The 23,108-nt window shown below is 38.0% G+C and carries 19 protein-coding genes and 1 pseudogene; 18 read left to right on the forward strand and 2 right to left on the reverse strand.

Annotated elements, in window-relative coordinates; genetic code table 11:
• The 9 genes from QKW49_RS16115 to QKW49_RS16155 all read left to right on the forward strand — a co-directional run bounded on the left by QKW49_RS16115 (window position 1) and on the right by QKW49_RS16155 (window position 11,501).
• Window positions 1-1,110, forward strand: coding sequence for a DNA repair exonuclease (locus tag QKW49_RS16115; protein WP_282863687.1), 1,110 nt, complete (start codon window positions 1-3; stop codon window positions 1,108-1,110).
• A 41-nt stretch (window positions 1,111-1,151) separates the two neighbouring features.
• Window positions 1,152-3,422, forward strand: coding sequence for an AAA family ATPase (locus QKW49_RS16120; RefSeq protein ID WP_282863688.1), 2,271 nt, complete (start codon window positions 1,152-1,154; stop codon window positions 3,420-3,422).
• Window positions 3,423-3,629: 207 nt separating this feature from the next.
• Window positions 3,630-4,520 (forward strand): DUF5685 family protein, encoded by an 891-nt coding sequence (locus tag QKW49_RS16125; RefSeq protein ID WP_282863689.1) that lies wholly within the window; start codon window positions 3,630-3,632, stop codon window positions 4,518-4,520.
• Window positions 4,504-5,133, forward strand: coding sequence for a DnaJ domain-containing protein (locus QKW49_RS16130; RefSeq protein WP_282863690.1), 630 nt, complete (start codon window positions 4,504-4,506; stop codon window positions 5,131-5,133). Before QKW49_RS16125 ends, QKW49_RS16130 begins: the two co-directional genes overlap by 17 nt.
• A gap of 213 nt (window positions 5,134-5,346) precedes the next feature.
• Window positions 5,347-5,880 carry a hypothetical protein gene (locus tag QKW49_RS16135; RefSeq protein ID WP_282863691.1) on the forward strand — a complete coding sequence of 178 codons (534 nt, stop codon included), beginning with the start codon at window positions 5,347-5,349 and terminating at the stop codon, window positions 5,878-5,880.
• 128 nt (window positions 5,881-6,008) lie between these two features.
• The gene (locus QKW49_RS16140; RefSeq protein ID WP_282863692.1) at window positions 6,009-6,806 is read left to right on the forward strand and encodes a Cof-type HAD-IIB family hydrolase; all 798 of its coding nucleotides are present in this window, start codon (window positions 6,009-6,011) and stop codon (window positions 6,804-6,806) included.
• Between the two features lie 94 nt (window positions 6,807-6,900).
• Window positions 6,901-7,065, forward strand: a complete 165-nt coding sequence (locus QKW49_RS16145; RefSeq protein ID WP_282863693.1) for a hypothetical protein — start codon at window positions 6,901-6,903, stop codon at window positions 7,063-7,065.
• Between the two features lie 153 nt (window positions 7,066-7,218).
• Window positions 7,219-8,388 (forward strand): efflux RND transporter periplasmic adaptor subunit, encoded by a 1,170-nt coding sequence (locus tag QKW49_RS16150; RefSeq protein ID WP_282863694.1) that lies wholly within the window; start codon window positions 7,219-7,221, stop codon window positions 8,386-8,388.
• Window positions 8,388-11,501 (forward strand): efflux RND transporter permease subunit, encoded by a 3,114-nt coding sequence (locus QKW49_RS16155; RefSeq protein WP_282863695.1) that lies wholly within the window; start codon window positions 8,388-8,390, stop codon window positions 11,499-11,501. The genes QKW49_RS16150 and QKW49_RS16155 overlap by 1 nt, the downstream gene beginning before the upstream one ends.
• Window positions 11,502-11,705: 204 nt before the next feature.
• Here the strand turns inward: QKW49_RS16155 and QKW49_RS16160 are convergent, their stop codons facing one another.
• Window positions 11,706-12,167 (reverse strand): hypothetical protein, encoded by a 462-nt coding sequence (locus QKW49_RS16160; protein WP_282863696.1) that lies wholly within the window; start codon window positions 12,165-12,167, stop codon window positions 11,706-11,708.
• A 246-nt stretch (window positions 12,168-12,413) separates the two neighbouring features.
• On the opposite strand from QKW49_RS16160, the gene QKW49_RS16165 reads away from it, so the two are divergent.
• Together QKW49_RS16165 and QKW49_RS16170 are read left to right on the forward strand one after the other, a co-directional pair.
• A complete protein-coding gene (locus QKW49_RS16165; RefSeq protein WP_282863697.1) occupies window positions 12,414-12,917 on the forward strand; it encodes a hypothetical protein in 504 nt (167 codons plus the stop codon).
• A gap of 124 nt (window positions 12,918-13,041) precedes the next feature.
• Entirely contained in the window at window positions 13,042-14,802 is a 1,761-nt protein-coding gene (locus tag QKW49_RS16170) for a methyl-accepting chemotaxis protein (protein ID WP_282863698.1), read from the forward strand.
• Between the two features lie 46 nt (window positions 14,803-14,848).
• Here QKW49_RS16170 and yyaC read toward each other — a convergent pair whose 3' ends face one another.
• A complete protein-coding gene (yyaC, locus tag QKW49_RS16175; protein WP_282863699.1) occupies window positions 14,849-15,472 on the reverse strand; it encodes a spore protease YyaC in 624 nt (207 codons plus the stop codon).
• Between the two features lie 193 nt (window positions 15,473-15,665).
• Between yyaC and QKW49_RS16180 the strand changes: the two genes are divergently transcribed.
• The 7 genes and pseudogenes from QKW49_RS16180 to QKW49_RS16210 all read left to right on the forward strand — a co-directional run bounded on the left by QKW49_RS16180 (window position 15,666) and on the right by QKW49_RS16210 (window position 23,107).
• Window positions 15,666-17,261 carry a SpoIIE family protein phosphatase gene (locus QKW49_RS16180; protein WP_282863700.1) on the forward strand — a complete coding sequence of 532 codons (1,596 nt, stop codon included), beginning with the start codon at window positions 15,666-15,668 and terminating at the stop codon, window positions 17,259-17,261.
• A 133-nt stretch (window positions 17,262-17,394) separates the two neighbouring features.
• Complete coding sequence (locus QKW49_RS16185; RefSeq protein WP_282863701.1) at window positions 17,395-17,661, forward strand: Veg family protein; 267 nt, start codon at window positions 17,395-17,397, stop codon at window positions 17,659-17,661.
• A gap of 127 nt (window positions 17,662-17,788) precedes the next feature.
• Window positions 17,789-19,366 carry an SPOCS domain-containing protein gene (locus QKW49_RS16190; protein WP_282863702.1) on the forward strand — a complete coding sequence of 526 codons (1,578 nt, stop codon included), beginning with the start codon at window positions 17,789-17,791 and terminating at the stop codon, window positions 19,364-19,366.
• Window positions 19,367-19,623: 257 nt separating this feature from the next.
• Window positions 19,624-19,974 (forward strand): annotated as a pseudogene (locus QKW49_RS16195) (cell wall hydrolase); the annotation flags it as partial.
• A 12-nt stretch (window positions 19,975-19,986) separates the two neighbouring features.
• A complete protein-coding gene (gene ypeB / locus QKW49_RS16200) occupies window positions 19,987-21,390 on the forward strand; it encodes a germination protein YpeB (RefSeq protein WP_282863703.1) in 1,404 nt (467 codons plus the stop codon).
• Between the two features lie 140 nt (window positions 21,391-21,530).
• Entirely contained in the window at window positions 21,531-21,701 is a 171-nt protein-coding gene (locus tag QKW49_RS16205; protein WP_282863704.1) for a small, acid-soluble spore protein, alpha/beta type, read from the forward strand.
• A 323-nt stretch (window positions 21,702-22,024) separates the two neighbouring features.
• Complete coding sequence (locus QKW49_RS16210) at window positions 22,025-23,107, forward strand: D-alanine--D-alanine ligase family protein (RefSeq protein WP_282863705.1); 1,083 nt, start codon at window positions 22,025-22,027, stop codon at window positions 23,105-23,107.
• The last annotated feature ends 1 nt before the right edge of the window (window position 23,108 follow it).

The raw sequence follows: 23,108 nt of genomic DNA on the forward strand, positions 1-23,108 counted from the left end.
ATGGAAAGTATATCCTTTATTCATTGCGGTGATATCCACTTGGATGCGAAATTTACCTCAACAGGACTAACCGAAATGAAAGCAAAACAAAGAAGGCAGGAAATACAAGATGCATTTATAGCCATTATTAACAAAGTGATAGAATTAGATGTACAAATACTTTTAATCGCCGGAGATCTTTTTGAACATGAATATATAAGCAAAAATACAGCGGAATTTATACAACGTCAATTAGAAAGAATTCCGAAAGTACGTATTTTCATATCTCCGGGAAATCATGATCCGTATACGGTAAACTCCTATTATTCCATATTGGATTGGCCAACAAATGTTCATATATTTAAAAGTACGATGGAGAAGGTAGAATTGACTGAATACAATATGGCGGTATATGGAGGAGCGTTTTCTAATAAGTATCGGTATGAATCTATATTAGATGAAATAAAAGATATCGACAAATCTAAAATTAATATATTGCTAACCCATGGTACATTAGATATCGGATCATCTGAATGTCCGTATCATCCTATCAGCAGCAGTCAGATCAAAGAGCTTGGATTCGATTACGCAGCATTGGGACATATCCATAAAATGAGTGGGGAAGATGTGGTAAACGATAGCAGGGTGGGCTATTGCGGAAGTCCGGAACCAATGGGATTTGATGAACCGGGGAAGCATGGCGTGATCTATGGCAAGATATCAGATAATGGTGTCCGCTTTCAAACCATAGCGCTTAGCAAAAGACAATGTATAACACAAGAAGTTGATATTTCCGGGGCAATAAACATGAACGAAATTGAAGAACACGTGAAAAAGTTGCTGGAAAACATGAATGACGATCTTGTTAGGATCGTTTTAACAGGAAAGAAAGCCAAGGAACTGGATATAGATGTGCAATTGATAACATCCCGCTTAGCTGATTGGTGTTTTTATTTAAAGGTTGTTGATCATACATGTCCGGATTATCCACTGGACGATTTGCGAAAGCAGCAGAATCTTAAAGGTGTATTTGTCAGAAAACTGTTAAATGAAATAGATATGGAACAAGATGAGCAAAGAAGAAATTTGCTGTATAAAGCACTTTACCTGGGATTGGATGCGCTAAATTAATCTCTTGTGCTAAATTAATTGGTTTATGAGGTGAACATTCATTGAGAATAGATATGCTATCAATCAATAACTTTGGAAGATTTGCCAAGAAGGAGCTTTTTTTTGAAAAAGGACTCAATGTGGTATATGGAGGAAACGAGGCAGGGAAGACGACCGTCCATATGTTTATGAAGGCAATGTTGTATTATCTGGATAAAAAAGAAGAAAAAAAATACTTGCCATGGGATTCCGGAAAGTTTGGGAATGCAAATATTTTAACCTATACCCTTGATAATGGGCAGTCATATACGGTTGAAAAAAATTTTAACCGAAAAGCCACATCGGTGTATATGCTGGAGCCATATACCGAAGTAACACCTTTATTTCCTGTGCATAAAGGAAATGTGTTATTCATGGAAGAACAGACCGGACTCAGCCTTACGTCATTTGAAGCCTCTGTATTTATAAAGCAGATGGAAGTACGCACTGAAAAAAAAGATAACAAAGATGTGGTAGAACGGCTGGTGCGCTTAACACATTATGGAGATGAGAGTATTGATTATAATCAGGCTGTTAAGAAACTGGAGGAACTGAAAGACAGTATAGGTACGGGAAGTACAGGAAAACACAAAAAGCTTGTTCAGGCGAATCAACGGGTCGACCATTTGCAAGAGATGTTAATAAAAGCGAATGATGGTATTGGACAAGCGAGAGAAGTACAAAAAAACCTTGCTGAGTTAAAAGGGAAAAAGCAAATGATGGAGAATGAAATTGAGGAGTTAAGACTGCTCCAACACAGCAAAAGGATTCCTTTAATGCATCATTATGAACAGTTGGAAAACAGACTGGAACAAATTCTGATGAAGCGAGGAAGATTAGAACAACAGCTATTTATATATGAAAAGATCGCTCACCTTACTCAGAAAGATGTGGAAGAGTTAGAAAGGCACTTTAACGAATTTCAGCAAGCAGAAGGTCATATGCAGGAAATTAAAGATAAAATGGGACAATATATAGTAGAAAGAGAAGCAGCTCAAAAACGTCTGCAGAGCGGTACACAAGATTGGGGGCAGGCAGATGTACGCGCCCAGCTGATAGAAGATAAAATACTGCAGCTAGAGAATGGCCTGCGCATAGGGAAATGGGCGGCAATGGCAGGTGTACTGCTATCAGTTGCAGGTGCGATGCTGCTTGGAAACATCCACCCTTGGGGATATTCGTTATTTGCGCTGGTACCGGTCATATTTTTGCTGTTTTCAAGCTATGGTAATGGAGCAAGGTACAGGATGGAACAGTTGGAAATAAAGAATGAGCAGCTTGAAGAAAAAACAAAGTCCCATGAAAGTGTGCAGGTACTGCAGAAACTAATCAATGATATGCAATACGAATATGAGAAAAGCTTTGAGAAAAGGAATCATACTAAAAAGGCCCTTTATGAGTCATTTAAACAACTTGGCATACAGGATGTTGAAGAAGATTCGCTGAATATGGTCATGCACGAAATAATGCAAAGCTTCCATGCGCGTATGGAAATCATCAGACAGATAGAAGGATATAGAAAAGAAGCGGCGACGATGGACGAAAGTTTGCAAATGACGAAAAAAGCTTTAGATGATATATGTTGGGATGAGCGGGAAGGAGTTGCCCCTCAGAAATATATGCAGCTTTCAGAAAAATACGGGATTGATGAACAAATGACGGCGGTGCAGATGGCACAGTTAATTGATGAAAAAGAAACTAAAATGCGACAAATAGAACTGAGCATGGGTGCAATGAATAAAGAACTTGAATATTTATTAAAAGAATATACGCATCCCGGTGATTTGGAACAACAGATGGAACTGGCATTGGAAGAAAAGAAAGAGTATGAAGAAACCAGAGAAGCTGTGGATATTGCCAAACACTTTATGGAGCAGTCATTAAAAGAAGTGCAGCAAAATTATGCGCCTGTACTAAATCAGTATACAGGAGATATCATGAAAGTTGTCACCGGAAATAAATATTATGATGTAGATACCGCTTCCGATTTGAACGTATTAATCCGTGATATTGATCATGGCATGCTTGATTTAAAGGCATTGAGCGCAGGAACTATTGATCAAATGTACTTTGCTTTAAGGCTGGCCATCACTAAAATGCTATCTGCTCATGAGACACTCCCGCTTATTGTTGATGAGCCTTTTTCTCAATATGATGATAACAGGTTGAAAAATATATTGAGTTTCCTAGTGCCGGCAGCGCAAGATAGGCAGATTGTCCTTTTTACCTGCCATAAAAGAGAATTGGAGTTTCTAGAGAGAATAGATGTAAATTATAATACGGTCATACTGTGATAATAAATTAAAAACATCTACAATTTTATTGCGATTTATAGTGTATTAATTTACAATGTTTATATATCATAAAAGCCGGTATAGTAAGAAGCGTTGTAATAGATATAGATTACGATAATAAAACAGATATATTAAAACAAGAATTAACAAAGAGGAAGAATAATGCAGGTTAAAACAGTGATTTTCATATAGAAATGAGTGAAAAGGTTGTTCGGTTATGTTACCCCCTATAAAGATGAATTGAAGGTACGAGAGTATCATTGGTTTAAAGCATATTACTGTGGATTGTGCAAAGCTCTTGGGAAAGAGTTTAATCAAGCTGTAAGAATGGGCCTGAATTATGATTTTACCTTTCTTGCATTGTTATTATCCTCTATAGATGGACAAGATGAGAAAATCAACAAAGAGGGATGTATAACGAATCCTATTAAGAAAAAGCCGGTTGTATGGATGAATGAGCACATTCAATACAGCGCATACATGAGTGTAATACTCACATATTTCAAGTTGTTGGATGACTGGAAGGATGATAGATCTATTCCTTCATTATTTGCGCTGTGGGCATATGTACTTCCATTGCGGAAGGCTAGAAAGAAATATCCGGAAAAATATGAGGGTATTCGTAAAAGTCTTGGCAAATTATCGGAGTTGGAGAAAGCGAAATGTGACATAATAGATGAGAGTGCAGATGCTTTTGCTGTGTTGATGCAAGAGATTTTTGTACCTCCGTATATTACAGATGAGAAGATGCAAAGAATTCTGGCATGGGTTGGGTATAACCTTGGAAGATGGATTTATATTCTTGATGCTTTTCATGATGTTGAGACGGATATAAGACAAAAAAATTATAATCCCGTATTATTACAATATAAGTATAATGTTAACGAGGATGCAGAAGCATTTATAACAAGAGTGAAGGAACAGATGGAAATGTCTTTGACTTTTACACTGGATAATACGGCGAAAAGCTTTGAATTGCTTGATATAGAACGTAATAAAGCTATTTTGGAGAATATTATTTATATGGGAACCAGAGATAAGATGCAGCAAATATTTGGAAGAAAAAGGGGTTGTACTAAAAATGAGAAATCCTTATGAAGTTTTAGGAGTGCGGGAAAGCGCCGGTGAGGATGAGATAAAAAAAGCTTACCGTGATTTGGCGAGAAAATATCATCCCGATCAATATGCTAATAATCCGCTTTCGGATTTGGCACAGGAGAAAATGAAGGAAATAAATGAGGCATATGATTATTTGATGAAAAATAAAGGCGCAAACCGCCAGTATAATCAAAGAAATACCCAGAGTAATAATTGGAATCAGCAGCAATATAATAATAGTAGCAGCCAAGGTGGTTATGCGCATATCCGGCGGTTGGTTGAGTCCGGAAATATAACGGAAGCAGACAGGATATTGGAAGAGATAAGCAACCGGGATGCAGAATGGTATTTCTTAAAAGGTGCCGTATTTGTAAGAAGGGGCTGGTATGATCAAGCGCATCAATATTTTCAGCGTGCAGTAAACATGAATCCCAATAATGTTGAATACCGTGCGGCATTAAATAATATTTCATTTAGAAATACCGGCTATAGAAACGTAGGAAGAGGCATGGGATATGGCGGAGGTATGTCTAATTGTGACTGCTGCACATCCATGATTTGTGCCGACTGCTGTTGTGAATGTATGGGTGGAGATTTAATCAGCTGTTGTTAGGAAATTTGTAAATGAATGATATGGTATCTAAAAACACACAATATTTTTAATATAGGTAGGGGCAGGCCTTGTGTCTGCCCGAATAATTGGGATAGATATACATCTTTAGGGCAGACACAAGGCCTGCCCCTACAACAGACAATATAGTGAGAAATTAATGTATGGTATATATTTCTAGACAAGTATAGTAAATAGGATGAGGAGTGTATCGTTGTGACGGATACGAATAGAAGCAGCATAGGCAAAAAGGTCGCTCTTGGCGGTTTTGCAACCGCTCTGGCAGTGATATGCCTTTATATCGCCAGTATACTCCCAACCAATAGGTTGTTTTTTTACGCAATAAGTTCTATGTTTCTCCTTGCACTGGTGGTAGAGTTTGGCACTGGCGCCGCTGTGGCTGCTTATGCGGCTACATCGATACTGGCACTCATCATCATACCGAATAAGCTGATGCTTATTCCATATGTATTATTTTTCGGCTACTATGGAATTATCAAATTTTATATTGAAAAAATCAACCGTCTTGCATTGGAATGGATTATCAAAATACTATTATTTAATGCTGCAATGTATATATTATATATCATTGTGATAGAAATATTATTTGAGAGTATTAATGCACGGTTTCCTATTTGGGTAACTATAATATTAGGAGAAGTAGCTTTTATTGTATATGATTACGGATATAGTGTAGCGATAGGTTATTATAAATACAGGCTGAGAAAAATGCTGAGGCTGGAAAAATAGTATTGTTGGTTTACGGTTCACAGAAATATAGAGAAGAATACGATAAAATCCGATTCAGCACTGTTTCATATCCTTCTAAGGACATGTTTGATTTCCAATGAACGAATAAAAGAAAGAGAGGCACAAAAGTGGAATACAAGTTATTAACCATAGATCTGGATGATACGCTTTTACGTGAAGATCTGACCATCAGTGAGAGAAATATCAAAGCGATACGTGCTGCTGTTGAAAAAGGCGTCAAAGTAACATTGGCATCGGGAAGGGCTACGCAATCGGTACATCATTACTTAGATGTATTGGGTCTGGAGATTCCCGTCATTTCTTATCAGGGAGCAAGAATAGTAGATACCGAAACCGGAGAAGTAATGTATAAGAAAGAATTATCTCTTCAGGATGCAATGCCGATATTAAAATATGCGGAGGAAAATAATATCCACTGCAATATGTATATGAATGATACCGTTTATATAAACGAAATGACTGAGAGAGGAGAGTTTTATCGCAGCCTGTCCCAGCATGTGCCAATGCGAGAAGTAGGAAAATTGAGTGAATTTATAAGTGATCCCGCTACCAAAATTTTATTTATTGATGAACATGAGAAGTTAAAAGAAATAAAATCCGAGCTAGAAAAGATAGTGGATGAAGAGGTATATATATTCTTCTCTAAACCTTATTTTCTTGAATTTACTAATAAATTCGGGACTAAAGGTGCCGCTGTACGGTTTTTAGCAGATCATTTCAGAATAAAACGAGAAGAGACAATGGCAATCGGAGACACATACAACGATATCAGCATGATAGAATATGCTGGGTTAGGGGTATGCATGAGCAACGGCCCCAAAGAAGTTAGGAATCTAGCTGATCATGTCACACGATCCAATATGGAAGACGGCGTGGCCCATGCCATTGAAAAGTTTATTCTTTAATAATATGCCATCCGATAGGAAATGCTAATAGCGACAATAGTTATTAACTATTAGCTATTAACTGTTCACTATTAACTAAATAGGAGGGATTGTGATGGCGAAAAAAGATGTATTGTATGATAATCGGCGTGCAGGCTTTAAAGGTGAGATGGTAGAAGAAAAAGATCTGAAGGATATGGATCCTGCCCAAAGTTACAAAAAGAAAAATCCCTATAAGACCCCGCCGAATAATATGACCACAAAAAAAGGATTTGAATAAAAAAATGTCTGTATAAAGAATTAACTTTATACAGACATTTTTTTTTTGAATACGTATAAGAAGTACGTGACGTATTAAACAACATTAGTACTGTATCATGATATACGTCCATGAAATAACTTGTATTAATATTTGGAGGTTGGAGGTTCTGTTATGAAAAAAAACAAAGCTATATGCTTGATCTTGTCGGTAATGATGACAATGACATTATTCGCAGGCTGTGGTCAGAAGAAAACGGAAGAGGCAGTAGTTCCGCTTACGCCGGTAGAGACATACAGCGTATCAAAAGGAGATATAAAGGCCACCTATGCTGCGGTGGGGCAGGTTAAGCCGGTCTTGGAGGTGGATGTAATACCTAAATTGTCGGGTAAGGTTGAACGGGTTTCTAAAGAGATAGGTGACAGAGTAGAAGCAGGTGAAATGCTATTTACGCTTGAAAAACAGGATTTACATCAGTCATTGGAGCAATTGGATGCCCAACTCAGACAATCTTTGCTGCAGGCTGAAACAGCTTTACAGCAAGCTGAAATGCAAATGAACAACGCAAAGGCAGATTATACGAATAATCAAGTGCTGTTTGAAGGTCAAGCGATTTCCAAACAAACGCTGGATAGTTATAAGAGAATCTATGAGGCAGCAGAAGTACAATATAAGAGCGCTCTTGACAATTACTTACTTTTGCAAAACAAGGCTGGGAAGTCTACTATTGAAACGCAAAAAGAGGCAGTAGTACAAAAAGTTCAAGATTCAAACGTTAAAGCACCTATTTCAGGCATTATCGCGCAGAAAAATATTGAAGCAGGAGAGATGGCCACGCAGCAAGATGCGGCGTATACCATTGTTGACATGGATACGGTGGTTATTGAAACGACAGTAACTGAGCGCATTATTAACGAAATTCACAAAGGCCAGGAGGTTCTTGTGACCATTGCGGCACTAGAAGGCAAAAACTTTCAAGGTATGATAGATGCGCTGAGTCCTGCAGTTACAGGTAAAAGTGTGGGATATCCGGTAAAAATAACCATTCCTAATGATAAGCATGAAATCAAACCGGGGATGTTTGCTGAAGTACATATTACTACCGATACAAAAGATAATGTTATTATGATTCCGATAGAAGCGGTATTAAGCCAGGTTGGAAAGAGCTCTATATTCGTACTTGAAGGAGATATTGCAAAGAAACGTGAAGTACAGCTGGGACTAAAAGATGATAATTATTATGAAGTTGCTGAAGGACTTAATGAAGGAGAGCAGGTAATCATTAAGGGCCAGCAGTTTGTAATAGATGGAGAGAAAGTGCTGCCGGTAGGGGGGACTAAATAATGAAATTATCCGAGATAGCCATAAAAAGACCGGTAACTGTTTTGATGATGGTAATGATGATCATTGTATTAGGGGCAGTATCATTAGCCGGGCTTAATATGGACCTGATGCCGGATATAACATTTCCTATCGCGGGTGTTATTACCAACTACTCCGGTGCCGGTCCTAAAGAAATTGAGACCATGATCACCAAACCTATGGAACAAGCAGTAGGGACGGTAGATAACTTTAAGAAAGTAACTTCTATATCCGGAAGCGGCGTATCTACGGTAATGGTAGAGTTTACACAGGGAACCAATATGGATTATGCAGCGCTGCAATTGCGTGAAAAAACCGATATGGTGAAAGCAGCGCTTCCGGATGATGTGGATGATCCTATCATTTTTCAGTACGATATGAGTATGATTCCCATTATAGAATTGGGGATGTCTTATGGGGACGATCTTGCAAATTTAAAAACATTGGCGGAAGACAAAATAAAAGACAGACTGGAACGCTTAAAAGGGGTTGCGGCAGTAGAAATTTATGGGGGTCTGGAAGAAGAAATCAAGATCAATATTATTCCGGAAAAGATGACGGGATACGGTTTATCCATCGTGCAACTGAAGCAGATCCTTCAAGCGGAGAATCTTAATCTGCCGGGGGGAGAGCTAAAAGAAGGAAAGTCGGAATTTACTGTAAGAACAACCGGGGAATTTTCCAGCATAGAGGAAATAGAAGAACTTCCTATTGCTACCGCAAAAGGCAATATCCAATTGAAGGATATTGCAAGTATTCAACAAGGGTATCAGGACAGTAAAACAAAAGCGATGATGAATGGAAAGCCCTGTGTATTGCTTTTGGTTAGAAAACAATCCGGATTCAATACGGTAAAGGTATCTGATGTCGTAAATAAAGAACTTGATATGATAAAAAAAGAGCTGGATCAGGTCCAGTTCGAAACCATCTTTGATCAGGCGGATTTTGTAAAACGTTCATTAGGAAGTGTAACCAGAAATGCCATTGTCGGGGGTGTGCTTGCAGTATTCATCTTGTTCATATTTTTAAAGAATATAAGAACAACTTTTATCATTGGCGTGGCAATTCCTATCTCTATTATTACTACATTTATATTAATTTATTTTAGTGGCATCACATTAAATATGATGTCCCTTGGAGGATTGGCACTAGGGGTAGGAATGCTGGTGGATAACTCCATTGTTGTGCTTGAGAGTGTATATAGATATCGAGAGGAAGGCTTTAGCCGAATAGAATCGGCAAAACAGGGGAGCGGTGAAGTAGCGATGGCAGTTGTTGCCTCAACGTTGACTACCATTGCGGTATTCCTGCCGATTGCTTTCATACGGGATAATATGGCCATTGAGATGTTTAGAGAGCTGGCATTGACGGTAACATTTTCATTAGTCGCTTCTTTGGTGGTTGCGCTGACACTGGTACCTATGATGGCATCAAAGATATTAAAGATCGAGAAAATGGAGGACTTGGTTGGGAAGCACACACCTATCGCGGCGATCGACCGTGGTTTTGAAAAGATATTTAAAGGGTTGGAATCTATCTATGGAAATATTCTCCGATGGGCGGTCGGACACCGAAAAACGATTGTATTGGGAACGATTGCCTTGCTGGTGATCAGCGGCATGATTGCGGTGATGTTTACCGGGGCTGAATATTTTCCACAAACAGATGAAGGAATGTTTTCCGTTACGATTGAACTGCCTAAAGGCACAGTTGTAGAAGAAACCGTTGAGATAGCAGGCGCTATAGAAGAAGAAGTAGAAAAATTCAAAGAACTCGAATATATATTTGTCATCACAGGATTTGATGGTAATAATGAAGACAGCAGTATGGCGGTGATTTACGGCTCATTTGGTTCTAAGGCAGATCGGGAGAAAGGAATAGGCCAGCTTTTGGATGAGCTGAGAGCAAAGACAAAAAACATTGCAGGAGCAAAAATCAGTATAGAAAAACTTAGTATGATGTCTATGGGAAGCGGAGGCAAGCCTATTACCATTAACATCAAGGGCGATGAGCTGGAAGTACTGGAGGATATCTCTAATCAATTGGTAGGTGAGGTAAGAAAAGTAGATGGAACAAGGGAAGTAAGTTCTTCTGTTTCCCAAACCGTACCGGAAGCCCAAGTGAAGATTAAAAGAAAGAAAGCCGGGCAGTACGGGATCTCAGCGTACACTATTGCGAATACGGTACAAACAGCGATTATGGGTCAAACAGCCACACAATACAAAGTAGCGGGTGAAGAGATCGAGGTTAAAGTAAGATTAAAAGCGGATGCCAGAAAAGATTTGCAAGACCTTGAACAGATTAGTATTCCGTCATCCGACGGCAGGCAGATCCCTTTATATGAAATTGCCGATATTATGATTGATGAAGCACCGGCAAGTATCAGTAGAGATAACCAAGTAAGACAAGTAACTGTTACAGGAGATATCCATGGGAGAGATGCAAGAAGCGTATTTGTGGATGTTCAAAGCAAAATTGACGGTATGAAAATTCCTAATGGATATGAAGTAAAGCTGGGCGGCGAAAGTGAAGATATGATTGAAGCGGCTATAGGATTTGGTCTTGCATTAGTATTAGCCATTATCCTGGTATATATGATCATGGCATCTCAGTTTGAGTCACTGCTGCACCCGTTTACAATTATGTTTACGGTGCCACTTGCATTTATCGGGGTAGCATTGGCAATGGCTATTGCCGGGAAGCCATTTAGCGTACCTTCGTTTATAGGGGTTATTATGTTGGCCGGAATCGTTGTAAATAATGCGATTGTATTGGTAGATTATATAAATACACTAAGGGGAAGAGGAATGGCAAGAAATGATGCTGTTTTCAAAGCAGGGCCGGTAAGATTGAGACCTATTCTTATGACTACCCTTACCACTGTTTTAGGTCTTGTCCCTTTAGCATTAGGCATAGGAGAAGGGGCGGAACAGCAGGCACCTCTTGCGATAACGGTTATTGGAGGATTGAGTTTTTCAACCTTGCTGACACTGGTATTTATTCCGGTACTGTATACAATGTTTGATGACTTTGGAAATTGGTTAAGGAAGGTTTTTGGAAAAAAACGTAAGGCTACTGCAACGGTTGGACAATAAATCATTAGTTCACGGTTCATAGCCTCAAATAGTGAAAACTCAAGTGACTAGCTGTAAGGACGGACGACCCTGTCCGCCCGGGATATTATTGGAGTATCTGCGGGTGGACACAGTCGTCCACCCCTACAAAAGAACCCAGCATATTATATGCTGGGAAATTATAATTCTACATTTTGCTATCTGTAGACATCCGTTTAAGATCATTTATCTGCCTTTGAAGATATCTTTAATTCCATCTTCTATAGATTTTTGAAGTTCTTTTTCTTTAATACCTTTCTGTGCAGCCACATCGGTTTTGATTTTTGATTTATATTCATCAATGAGCGGCTGCTTGTTTGCGTCAAGCTGTGCTTTCACATCTGTTGAGTACGCTGAAAGATCATTTTCTGCCTTTTTAATTTCTTCTTCGGTGTAGGCATCCAATTGACTGGTGATATCTTTCTTATATTTTTCCACATAATTTAAAATATCTTTTGATATGGCATTTTTCTTTGCATCTAGACGTTGATTCGCTTTTGTTGCATTTTCAGCCTGAATGGTATTTAAGTATTCTCTTGCAATACTTAAAAAATCTATGTTAAGCGTTACTGCAAAAACGGTTGTCATTAAGCTGCATGTCAGGATAAAAATAGCAATACCGGCAAGATATTTCTTAGAGTTTTTCATTATGTCACCTCCATAAATCACCTAAGATAATTATGTTTGTATAGAATAATTATCTCATCATACAAACATTATGTAAAGTAGTAAAATCTTCCTTATATATGAATAGTACTTGCTGTTGGTGAATAACTTGATAAGAGAGAACCATGTCGGATTTTCGAGCCATTAAGCATCTTTTTTACATCTTTCTAAAAAGGTATATGTTGAAAGGCAGGCAGAATATCAAGATACAATTTGAGGTGAAATAACGTGAGAAGAAACAATGGGCCGGTTATTGGAGTTATATTAATGCTATTAGGGATCCTCTTATTTTTCTATGACGGAAAGGTTGACATGTCTGCATGGAAGGTGGTGGTATGGGTAATTCCGATCGCATTATTGACTAGTGGGATACTTCTTCATATATTGTATTTTACCCGGCCTTATAGAAATAGAAGCATGTTGGTGCCGGGAGGGATTCTTATTACTTACAGTATTGTAGGGTTTATTTGTACAAGTAATAGAAGCTGGGATTTAGCATTTACATTGTGGCCGCTATTTCCGGTAGGCATCGCTGTGGGATTTATAGAATACAGCTTATCAAGGAGGAATAAAAATAATGTTTTTATACCGCTTTTGATGTTAATTGTGGTGAGCGTTATATTTGTATTTGTTAATCTGAATGTATTTACAAACAGCAACATTATTTCTGCTGCTCTATTTATTATAGGATTCATATTTATCATCAAAAACAAAAGAAAGAGATTATTTTGACTATATTATGTAAAGTTCATGTAAAATAAAAATTGTTTACTGTACATACCCCAAGGGTATAGTATATAATTAAAGAGTTACATAAAGTCAAGGAGTATGGAGCAAGATGAAGGAGGGCATGCATATGAAGAGGGGTATAAGGCTACATAGTATACAATTCAAACTGACATTATGGTTTTCTATAATGATGCTGGTATTTGCTTTAGTAGCAGGTTATGAGAGCTATGTGGAATCGAAGAAAGAGCTTACCGAAGCGGGAATCAGAGACTTGACCCACTTAGTTAGTGGTTCTATTGGAGTAATGGAAGCTCTTAATGGTCAGGTGGAAGCCGGGAGGATGGATTTGGAAGAAGCGCAGGAAGCTGCCCGGGAAATTCTTAATGGACCGGTCATATCCGGGAAAGAGCGGGATATTAGTGAAGTAGGCGTGAAATATGAACATGACGGATATGTTTATGCGTTGAACAGTAATAAAATACTTACCATGCATCCTATACTAGAGGGGAACGACATGACAGGGGTCCTGAGTAAGGATGCTAAAAAAGACTTTATACAAGAAATTATATCGGACAAGCATAATATTACTGAGGTGAGATACCTATGGAATAATAAAGAGGGGGAAGTGCTCAGAGAAAAGATTGCAGTATCACAGTATTATGAGCCTTGGGATTGGTTTGTGGTTGTAGGGGCATATGCAGATGAGTTTGAATCCCATGCGGCACATATGGCGAAATCATTAATTTTACCTCTCCTATTGATGTTCACGGCAGGTATGATACTATTAATTTTTATAGTGAGAAGATTTACCAAACCGATTATAGACTCTTCCAGTGCGATGAAGGTATTTGCAAGTGGAGATCTAACCTATTATGTTGAGACAAAAGGAAAAGATGAAATCAGTCAGTTAGGACAGCATATAAATGCGGCTTCTTTAAAATTGAGTGGAATGTTGGGGAATGTGGTTAAGACAGCCGATGAAGTGGCAGTACATGCCGACAGTTTAAATAAGCATGCGGAGGAAAGCAGCAGGACCATTGAGCAGGTGGCTCAAACCATTGATAATGTGGCGCAGGGTGCATCGGACCAGGCGGCATCAGCACAAAAAGGCGCTGAAATGATCCAGAAGCTGGATCGAGAAATTCAGAAGATATCTAGTAATTCAGAAGTTATGGCAGATTCTGCCGTAGCATTAAGAAAGTCGAAGGAGCAGGGAACAAAGGCTGTAGAAATATTGAGAGAAAGATCGGAAAAAAATAATGATGCTACAGGAAAAGTTGTAGAGGGTATTGGTAGATTAAATGGGAAGTCTATGGAAATCGGCAGCATTATCACATTAATCAGCGGTGTAGCGGAACAAACAAATTTACTTGCTTTAAATGCGGCAATTGAAGCTGCTCGAGCAGGAGAGCAGGGGAGAGGTTTTGCCGTGGTAGCTGAAGAAATACGCCAGTTGGCGGAACAGTCACAGAAATCCGCTAAAGATATCGGTCGATTAATTATGGATATACAAAATGAAATAGAATCTAATCATTCTATCATGAACGAAGTAAAAGAAGTTGCAGATGAACAAATACGCGCGGTTGGAGATACTGATCATGCTTTCAACAGTATTGCAACTGTGAGTGAAGACATCGTATTCCAAATTGAAAATATAGCTCAGTCTATCAATCATATGCTAAAAGATTCGGAGAAGATTGTAGATGTTATTAATGATATTTCAGCAGTATCACAACAGTCGGCGGCTGCGGCTGAAGAAGTTGCCGCATCAACCCAGGAGCAGATTGCTTCGGTACAGGAAATCAGTTCTTCCGTAGATGTGCTGTCAAATATGGCCGATCATTTAAGGCAAATGACAAAGCAGTTCAAATTAAAAAAAGATGAGTAGCAAATAAAAAAGGGAGCGGTTTTACAGCCGTTCCCTTTCTTCGTGTCTAAGACTGTAACTGTGTTTGAAGCTGGGGTGAGGTATTTAACTGTATATTGGTTACTCTTGGGTGATATTTCTTCCAGAGCACATACTTTAAGCCGGAAGTAATTAAATCGGTCATTTTCATTACGACACTAAGACGGGTATTCTGAAGAACAAGAAAATCAAGATATCCACTAAAATTAACTATCCCTGCAATAGAAATATGGCCAATTTCCGGTAAAACCTTATTTACACCGGCACCCGGTTTCAAAGGTCCTTTGGTAATAGTCACATATCCGATATGATTCATTTTGCCCAGGCAAGCATCAATAGCAATGATTAACGCGTTACGGTAGTTTTCTTTAATATAATTATAATTCTCTTCCAAATTTTTTGCGTGTACCGGTTGGTCTAAAGTACCTAGTATATGAACATTATCGTAGCGTAATGTGCTCAGTTTATAGCCTACCAAAGGTCCTAAGCTGTCTCCGGTAGAACGGTCGGTGCCGATACATACGATAATGATATTATCGTAATCAGGAAGTGTATGATCATCGAGCAATGTGGTAATTGCGGAAGTAAATTCTCTGAATGCACTGATTTTGTTAACATCAATGTATTTGGTATCTTGCTGAGCGTTTATCATTAGGGTTCCTCCATCAGTATTATTTATATATCATATTTTTTCCACATAAGATGAACGTATACATTAATATATGTTTATGATAATAAATTGGATTTTAAGATAATTTCTAAAAAAATATTGTTAGATTTCCTACTATTAACAATTTATGTTTTTGTGATATAATCTTATAAAAGCATATGTGGGGGTAGGAATAGTGCATAATTTTTCTGAGCTGGATATACTAAAGATTGCAATATCTATGGAAGAAGACGGTGAAAAATTTTATAGAAAGATGTATGAGGATGCTCAGACGGATACGGAAAAGCAGCAAATTTTTTTAGCTTTGGCCAATGAAGAAAAAAATCATGCAGTTTTTTTTAATAATATATATCAGGAAATGCTGCAGAAAACAAATCATAAGGAATATGAATTGTTTGATAATGATACGATAGAAATGATAAAGTCGCTGGTAAGTGGTCTTGTGCTGCCGGAAGAAGATCATTTAAATAAGAAGCAGGATTTCAAAGAATTAATTAATAATATGGTTGAACAGGAATATAGATCAATCAAATTTTATTCGTCATTGCTGGAAAATACAAAAAATGATAATGTGACCATATTTCTGCATCATGTGATCCGGGAAGAAGAGCAGCATGTAATTAAGCTAAAGGAAATGCTTTACTATAATAAAACCAGTGTGTCCATAGAGGAGCATATCTACTTTGTTGAGAATATTTTAAACGGTATGCAGGACTGGGTAAGGGTAATAGATTTAGAGGATAACATTATCTATGCGAATGAAACAATGAAAGAGGAGCTGGGATACTATCTTGTAGGAAGAAAGTGTTTTGATGTGATAGGAAGGAAAGCTCCCTGCGATGACTGTGTATCCAGACAGGCTGCAAAAATAAGAGGGTCTGTGCAGAAAGAAGAGAAAATAAATGGAAAGATATTTTCTGTCATGAGTTCTCCGCTAAAGAATTTAAATGGCGAAATACAAGCTGTGATTGAAGTACTTCGTGATGTAACGCAATCCAAGCTCATGGAAGAGCAAATTAAGGCGCAGAATAAAAGATTCAGCGATGATTTAAAGATTGCAAGAAAGATGCAGTGTGGACTGCTTCCGAAAGAAATGAGCACCGATAAAATAACATTTACCTATACCTATAAACCATGTGAGGCCATTGGCGGGGATTTTTTTGATGTTTTTGAAATCGACCGCACACATATTGGTGTATATATTGCGGATGTATCGGGACATGGGGTACCGGCATCCATGCTAACCATGTTTCTCCGTCAAACCATACGTAAGGATATTATCTCGCCTGCGCAGGTTTTAGAGCATCTTTATAAAAAATATAATGAATCGGATTTTGGTACAGAGATATATATTACCATGTTTTATGCAGTCATTGATATACAAAATAAAAAGATTAAATATGCAAACGCAGGACATAATACGCTGCCGATATTATTTAACAATGAGGATATGAAGCATTTAAATGCCTCAGGATTTCCCATCAGTAATTGGGTGGAAGAAGCTGATTATAAAGAATATGAAATGAATTTTAATAACAGAGATCGGCTGCTGCTTTTAACAGACGGCATCACCGACATTTGCAGTCCGTCAGGACAAAGATATGATATGCGGTATATTGAAGAGAATATCATGAACAATAAAGATAAGAATATCGAAGAAATAAAAAATATAGTTATAAAAGATACATATAACTTTATTTATGGGGAAAAATTAGAGAATAATAAGATTTATGATGATATTACGTTGCTATTATTAGAATTATATGAATAGAATTTGGTTATGTCAACATTTAGGACTTGCATTTGTTTTTAGGTTCTGTTATAATATATAATTTTGTTTTGACAAATAAACCTAAGTGTGTTATAATATTAATGATGGCCTAGTATACAAAAGAGGTGATGTAATGATAGAAAGAAATGATCTTTTTAAAATAAAAAAGAGTCTGGAGAATCATATTGGCCAACAAGTCCGCCTGACAGCCAAAAAAGGACGTAAAAAATCAGTTATCAGACAGGGTATCATTGAAAGCACTTATCCAAGCATATTCATTGTAAAGCTTGATAATGAGACCGAAACAACACGGCGGGTTTCCTACAGCTATACAGATATACTTACAAAAACGGTTGAATTAGTGGTATGCAGAAATAACGAAAATATTCAATGTAGCTAATAAAGACGGTGAGCATCTTAGTTCACCGTCTTTTTACGTTTTTTTGTCATATTCTCCATATTGTCCTAATATATATTACATAGTAGAAAGTGTACAATGGATATCACGTTAAGGGGGAGGATATATAATGGCTCTTGAGCTTACGAAGGAACTTATCAATATAAATCAAGTGGTAGCAGAAGATTTTACACAGACATTGGTTGAGGGAGATATCATCGTTCCTGATGTTAAACCGGATATTTCAAGGATTCTTCAAGTAGACGGAACTACAGTGATTAATGGTAGAGAAGTGCAGTCGGATAGGGTAGTTATCAACGGGACAGTAAACTTTAAGATTTTGTATGTACCTGACGGGACTGATGAAGTCATAAAAAGTATTAATGCAAATACCAATTTTGTACACCAACTGGATGTCAAGTCAGCGGTACAAGGCATGAAAGCGCAAGTGGAAAGCGACATAGAACATATAGAGTTCACCACAGTAAATAGCAGAAAAGTAAATGTAAAAGCAGTGGTTAGTATCGATTGCAAGGTGGTGAATGCGGTCAGTTTGAATATGGTTACCGATATTGAAGGTGAAGAGGATATTCAAGTCAAGAAAAAAAATGTCAAGGCGTATAACATTGTGGCAGAAAGCACTGATCAGTTTGTAGTAAGTGAAGATATGGAGATTCCGGCCGGAAAGCCCTCCATCAAAGATCTGTTGAAGGTGGATACAAAAATCACCGGTAAGGATGTAAAGGTCATCAATGGAAAAGTTGTTGTAAAGGGAGAAATGAATGTATGCACGCTTTACATTGGAGATATGGATGATAACTCAATACAGTTCATGGAACATGAAATTCCTTTTACCGAAATCTTTGATATGGATGAAGTAAAGGAAGGCATGCGTTGTGATCTTGATTATGAAATAAAAGATTTTTATCATACTATAAAAGAAGATAGCGATGGTGAAGCTCGGGTCTTAAGTGTGGAAGCTGTTTTAGACGCAACGACTCGGGCAAGTGAAGAAGTTTCGGTAAATGTTGTGGCTGATTCCTATAGCCCTGATGTTGATATTGATATTGAGAAGAATATTTATGATATTGACGAAATCGTTAATGATAGTAAAACACAGACAACAATCAAACAGCTTATTGACTTGCCTGCTGAAATTCCCGACATTATACAGGTGTATAATGTCATCACCAAACCCTATATTTCAGATACAACTGTAGAAAGTGACCGTATCATCGTAGATGGTGTGGTAGATGCATATATTTTATATCTGGCAAATAGTGAAGAGAACCCCGTCTACAGCTTTAAGCAGGAACTGCCGTTTAAACACAACATTGATGTCAAAGGAGTTACAGCCGATATGGCATGTGATGTGAAAGTAGACATTGACCACTGCAGTTACAGTATGAACGCGGCATCAGAGGTGGAAATAAGGTGTGTGGCGGCAATAGATTGCAAGGTAGTAAAGACTTCTAAAGTGGAATTAATAAGTAAGGCGGAAGTCTCGCCGGCTAGTGTTAAAAGTACAAAACCACGTCCGAGTATTGTTATTTATTTCGCCCAGCAGGGAGATACTTTGTGGGAAATTGCAAAGAATTATCGTACAACGGTAGAAGAGATCGCAACGATAAATAAGTTGGAGAATATAGAGCAAATTGCTGCCGGACAGCAACTTATCATTCCTAAAAGACAAAAAAAAGCAAGTTAATATAAAAAAAGCGGCTAAGCCGCTTTTTTTATTATGAATATTTTTCTTCAGATAACAAAAAATATGTACAGGCTTCGCAAAAAAGGAGGATTGTTATTGTGAAGAAATATTCATATATGGTATTGTCGGTGATTGTAGGCAGCATTTGTATTACATTGTTATATGGGAATTTCAATACAAAAAAAGCCCAGCCTTCTATTTCCAATGATGTTGAAACAATTAGCTCTGCTTATGCACAGGATGCAAACTCAGAAAAGGATGTACAGCTTCTTGCGAGATGTGTAAACGGAGAAGCCAGAGGAGAACCATACATAGGCCAAGTTGCGGTTGCGGCTGTCATTCTGAATAGGGTGAAGCATCCGTCATTCCCAAATACGCTTTCGGGAGTGATTTACCAGCCTAAAGCGTTCACAGCTGTAGCAGACGGGCAGATCAATGTACCCATAGATACCAATTCAACGGTATTTAAGGCTTGCAGTGATGCTATGAATGGATGGGACCCCAGTGGCGGAGCAATATACTATTATAATCCGGCCAAGACAACAAATAAATGGATTTACAGCCGGGAAGTAATTAAAACCATAGGGAAGCATAAATTTGCAAAATAAGGAGGCAGAATTATGGGAATCAGAAAAAAGCTGCAGGATTTTAAAAGCAGACTGAGTGACAGGCATATGTACAGCATTGTGCTGGTAGTAACGGCAGTGATAGCCACTGCGGGCATATATCAGTATAAAAAGGCATTAAACTATAGAAATTATGTTGAGAATCAGTACAACAGATCTTTTCATGAGCTTGTGAATTATGTCGAGAACCTGGAGACATCATTAGCCAAAGGAATGTTGGTGAATAGTCCCGACCAAATGGTGGTATTATCTTCCGAGATATGGAGAAAAGCAGCTTTTGCCCAAGCAAATATTGGTCAATTGCCTATTTCTCACGTACAGTTGGACAAGACATCCAAGTTTTTAACACAAGTAGGAGATTATACCTTTAGTCTTTCCCGGAAGGCTTTAAACAAAGAAGAAATAACCGATAAAGAATATGCGCAATTGGAGCAGCTTCATAAATACGCGGATACACTAAGCAAGACCCTTAACAATATGCAGGACGATTTATATGCAGGCAGATTGAAGTTTGGTGAACTGCAGCAGGAAGGGAGAAAATATTTCAGTAAAGCGGCAAAAAATATTTCTGTGACTAAGATAGAAAACATAGAAAAAGAATTTGTAGATTATCCATCATTGATTTACGATGGTCCTTTCTCAGATCATATAGAAAGGATGGATCCAAGACTGCTCAAAGGTGCAACAGAGATGTCGCAGGAGAAAGCCCGGGATAAAGCTGTAAGCTTTATTGGAGGCAATAGGGCAAAAAATGTGGAGAATACCGGTGAAAGCAATGGTGCTATAAAGACCTATACGTTTGCAATGAGTCCTGATCAGCAGCAAAATGGCAATAAGGATAGAAGAATATCTATCTCAATCACAAAAATGGGTGGACATGTATTATGGATGCTGGACAACCGGGATGTTTCAAAAAGCAGCATGGATATCGATGAGGCGAAGAAAAAGGCAAAAGCTTTTCTGGAAGCCCAAGGGTATAAGAGTATGAAGGAAAGCTACTATATAAAAAATGACGGCATTGCTACCATTAATTATGCGTACGTACAAGATGATATCATCATTTATCCCGACTTAATAAAAGTAAAAGTTGCGTTAGATAATGGAGAGATTGTAGGTTTTGAAAGTCAGGGATATATTATGGCACACCAAGATACACGTAAGCTTCCGCCGATAAAGGTTACGGAAGAAGCAGCCAAACAAAAAATAAACAAGAGGCTAACAATTGATTCCGGCAGAATGGCAGTCATACCGCTGGAGTCAAAACGCGAAGTATTATGTTATGAATTTAAAGGAAAGTTTGATGACAAAAATTTCTTAGTTTATATTAATGCAGAAACAGGGCAAGAGGAAAAAATATTGCTTCTGCTTGAAACGCCCAATGGTATATTAACAATGTGAAGCTGGTTTACAGTTCACAGTTCACGGTTCACAGAAATGTCTATCGTGGGTTGTGAACTTTTTTCTCAAATTTTACTTAACATAAAAAAGCATTGCGTGTAAAGACTAATACCAGACGCTAAAAAAAGGAGGCTGGTACTATGAGTAGACGTTCTATGATGTCAGATAAGCTAAAATATGAGATCGCAAAAGAATTGGGAGTCTACGACGTAGTTAAGACAGAAGGTTGGGGAAGTGTAAGTTCGCGTGACTGTGGAAACATCGTAGCTAAGGCAATTGAAATGGCAGAACGAAGCATGGCTGACCAATAAAAAGCATACTTTATATAGCGTTATAAAAAGGTGGGAATCATTTTCCACCTTTTTGTTTTGAAAAACGATTGAAGTATGTTATCATAAAGAGTAAAATTATCAATATAATATAGAAGAACGCAGTGAATAGTGAATAGTGAATAAGGAATAGTGAATAGTGAATAGTGAGCAGTGAACAGCGCGTAGCGAATAGCTAAAATTGAATAGCAAATAAGTTATAGTTAATTGTGAGCAATTAACCTGTGTAGACGATTTAATTGTGATAGAGGGTTACTATTCACTATTCCTTATTCACTATTCACTAAAAATAGAGGGGGATACATATGGCTCAGAAACTTACGGTGTGTGTCTTGTTTGGCGGACAATCATCAGAACATGAGGTATCGAGAATATCAGCAGTTTCAGTGATAAAAAATCTAGATAAAGAAAAATATGATATTGTTATGATAGGGATTACAAAGAAAGGAAAATGGCTGATGTATCAAGGGCCGGTAGATAAAATTGAGACCGGTGAATGGGAAAACGGACATGTTGCCCGGGCGATGATTTCGCCGGATGGAACAATTAATGGTATTGTGAAACTAAGCGTAGATGAAAATACAGATGAATTGACTGCTACTACTGCGAAGATTGATGTTGTGTTTCCGGTGCTGCATGGTTTATATGGCGAAGATGGAACAGTTCAGGGTTTATTTGAGCTGGCCCAAATTCCGTATGTAGGATCGGGGATACTGGCGTCCTCGGTATCTATGGATAAGATATATGCAAAACTAGTATTTAAAGATGCTCAAATACCCCAGGCACAATGGGAAGTGGTATATAAATATGAACTGGACGCTATTGAAAAAGTTGTTGAAAGAATAGAGAGCTGTTTTGAGTATCCTTGCTTTATAAAGCCATCTAATGCAGGCTCATCGGTAGGCGTTACCAAAGCACATAACAGACAAGAGCTTGAGAAAGGACTGGTGTTGGCGGCACAACACGACAGAAAAATATTGGTGGAAGAATTCATTAACGGCCGGGAAATTGAATGCTCTGTTCTGGGAAATCTAAATCCTAAAGCGTCGGTAGTAGGTGAGATCATTCCTGGGCGTGAGTTTTATGATTATGATGCGAAATATAATGATGATACATCACAGCTGCTCATACCGGCTGCACTTCCTGAGGAGACAGCAAACAAGGTAAAGCAATATGCCGTAAGCGCTTATAAAGCATTGGATTGTGCAGGTCTGTCAAGAGTAGACTTTTTTGTACACAAGGAAACCGATGAAGTATTTATTAATGAAATCAATACGATGCCCGGTTTTACCAGTATTAGCATGTACCCGAAACTGTGGGAAGCGTCAGGAATTTCGTATCCGGAATTATTAGATCAACTTATTGCATTGGCAATGAAAAGAGAATAAG

It is taken from the genome of Petroclostridium sp. X23, assembly GCF_030013905.1.
Lineage (GTDB): Bacteria > Bacillota > Clostridia > SK-Y3 > SK-Y3 > X23.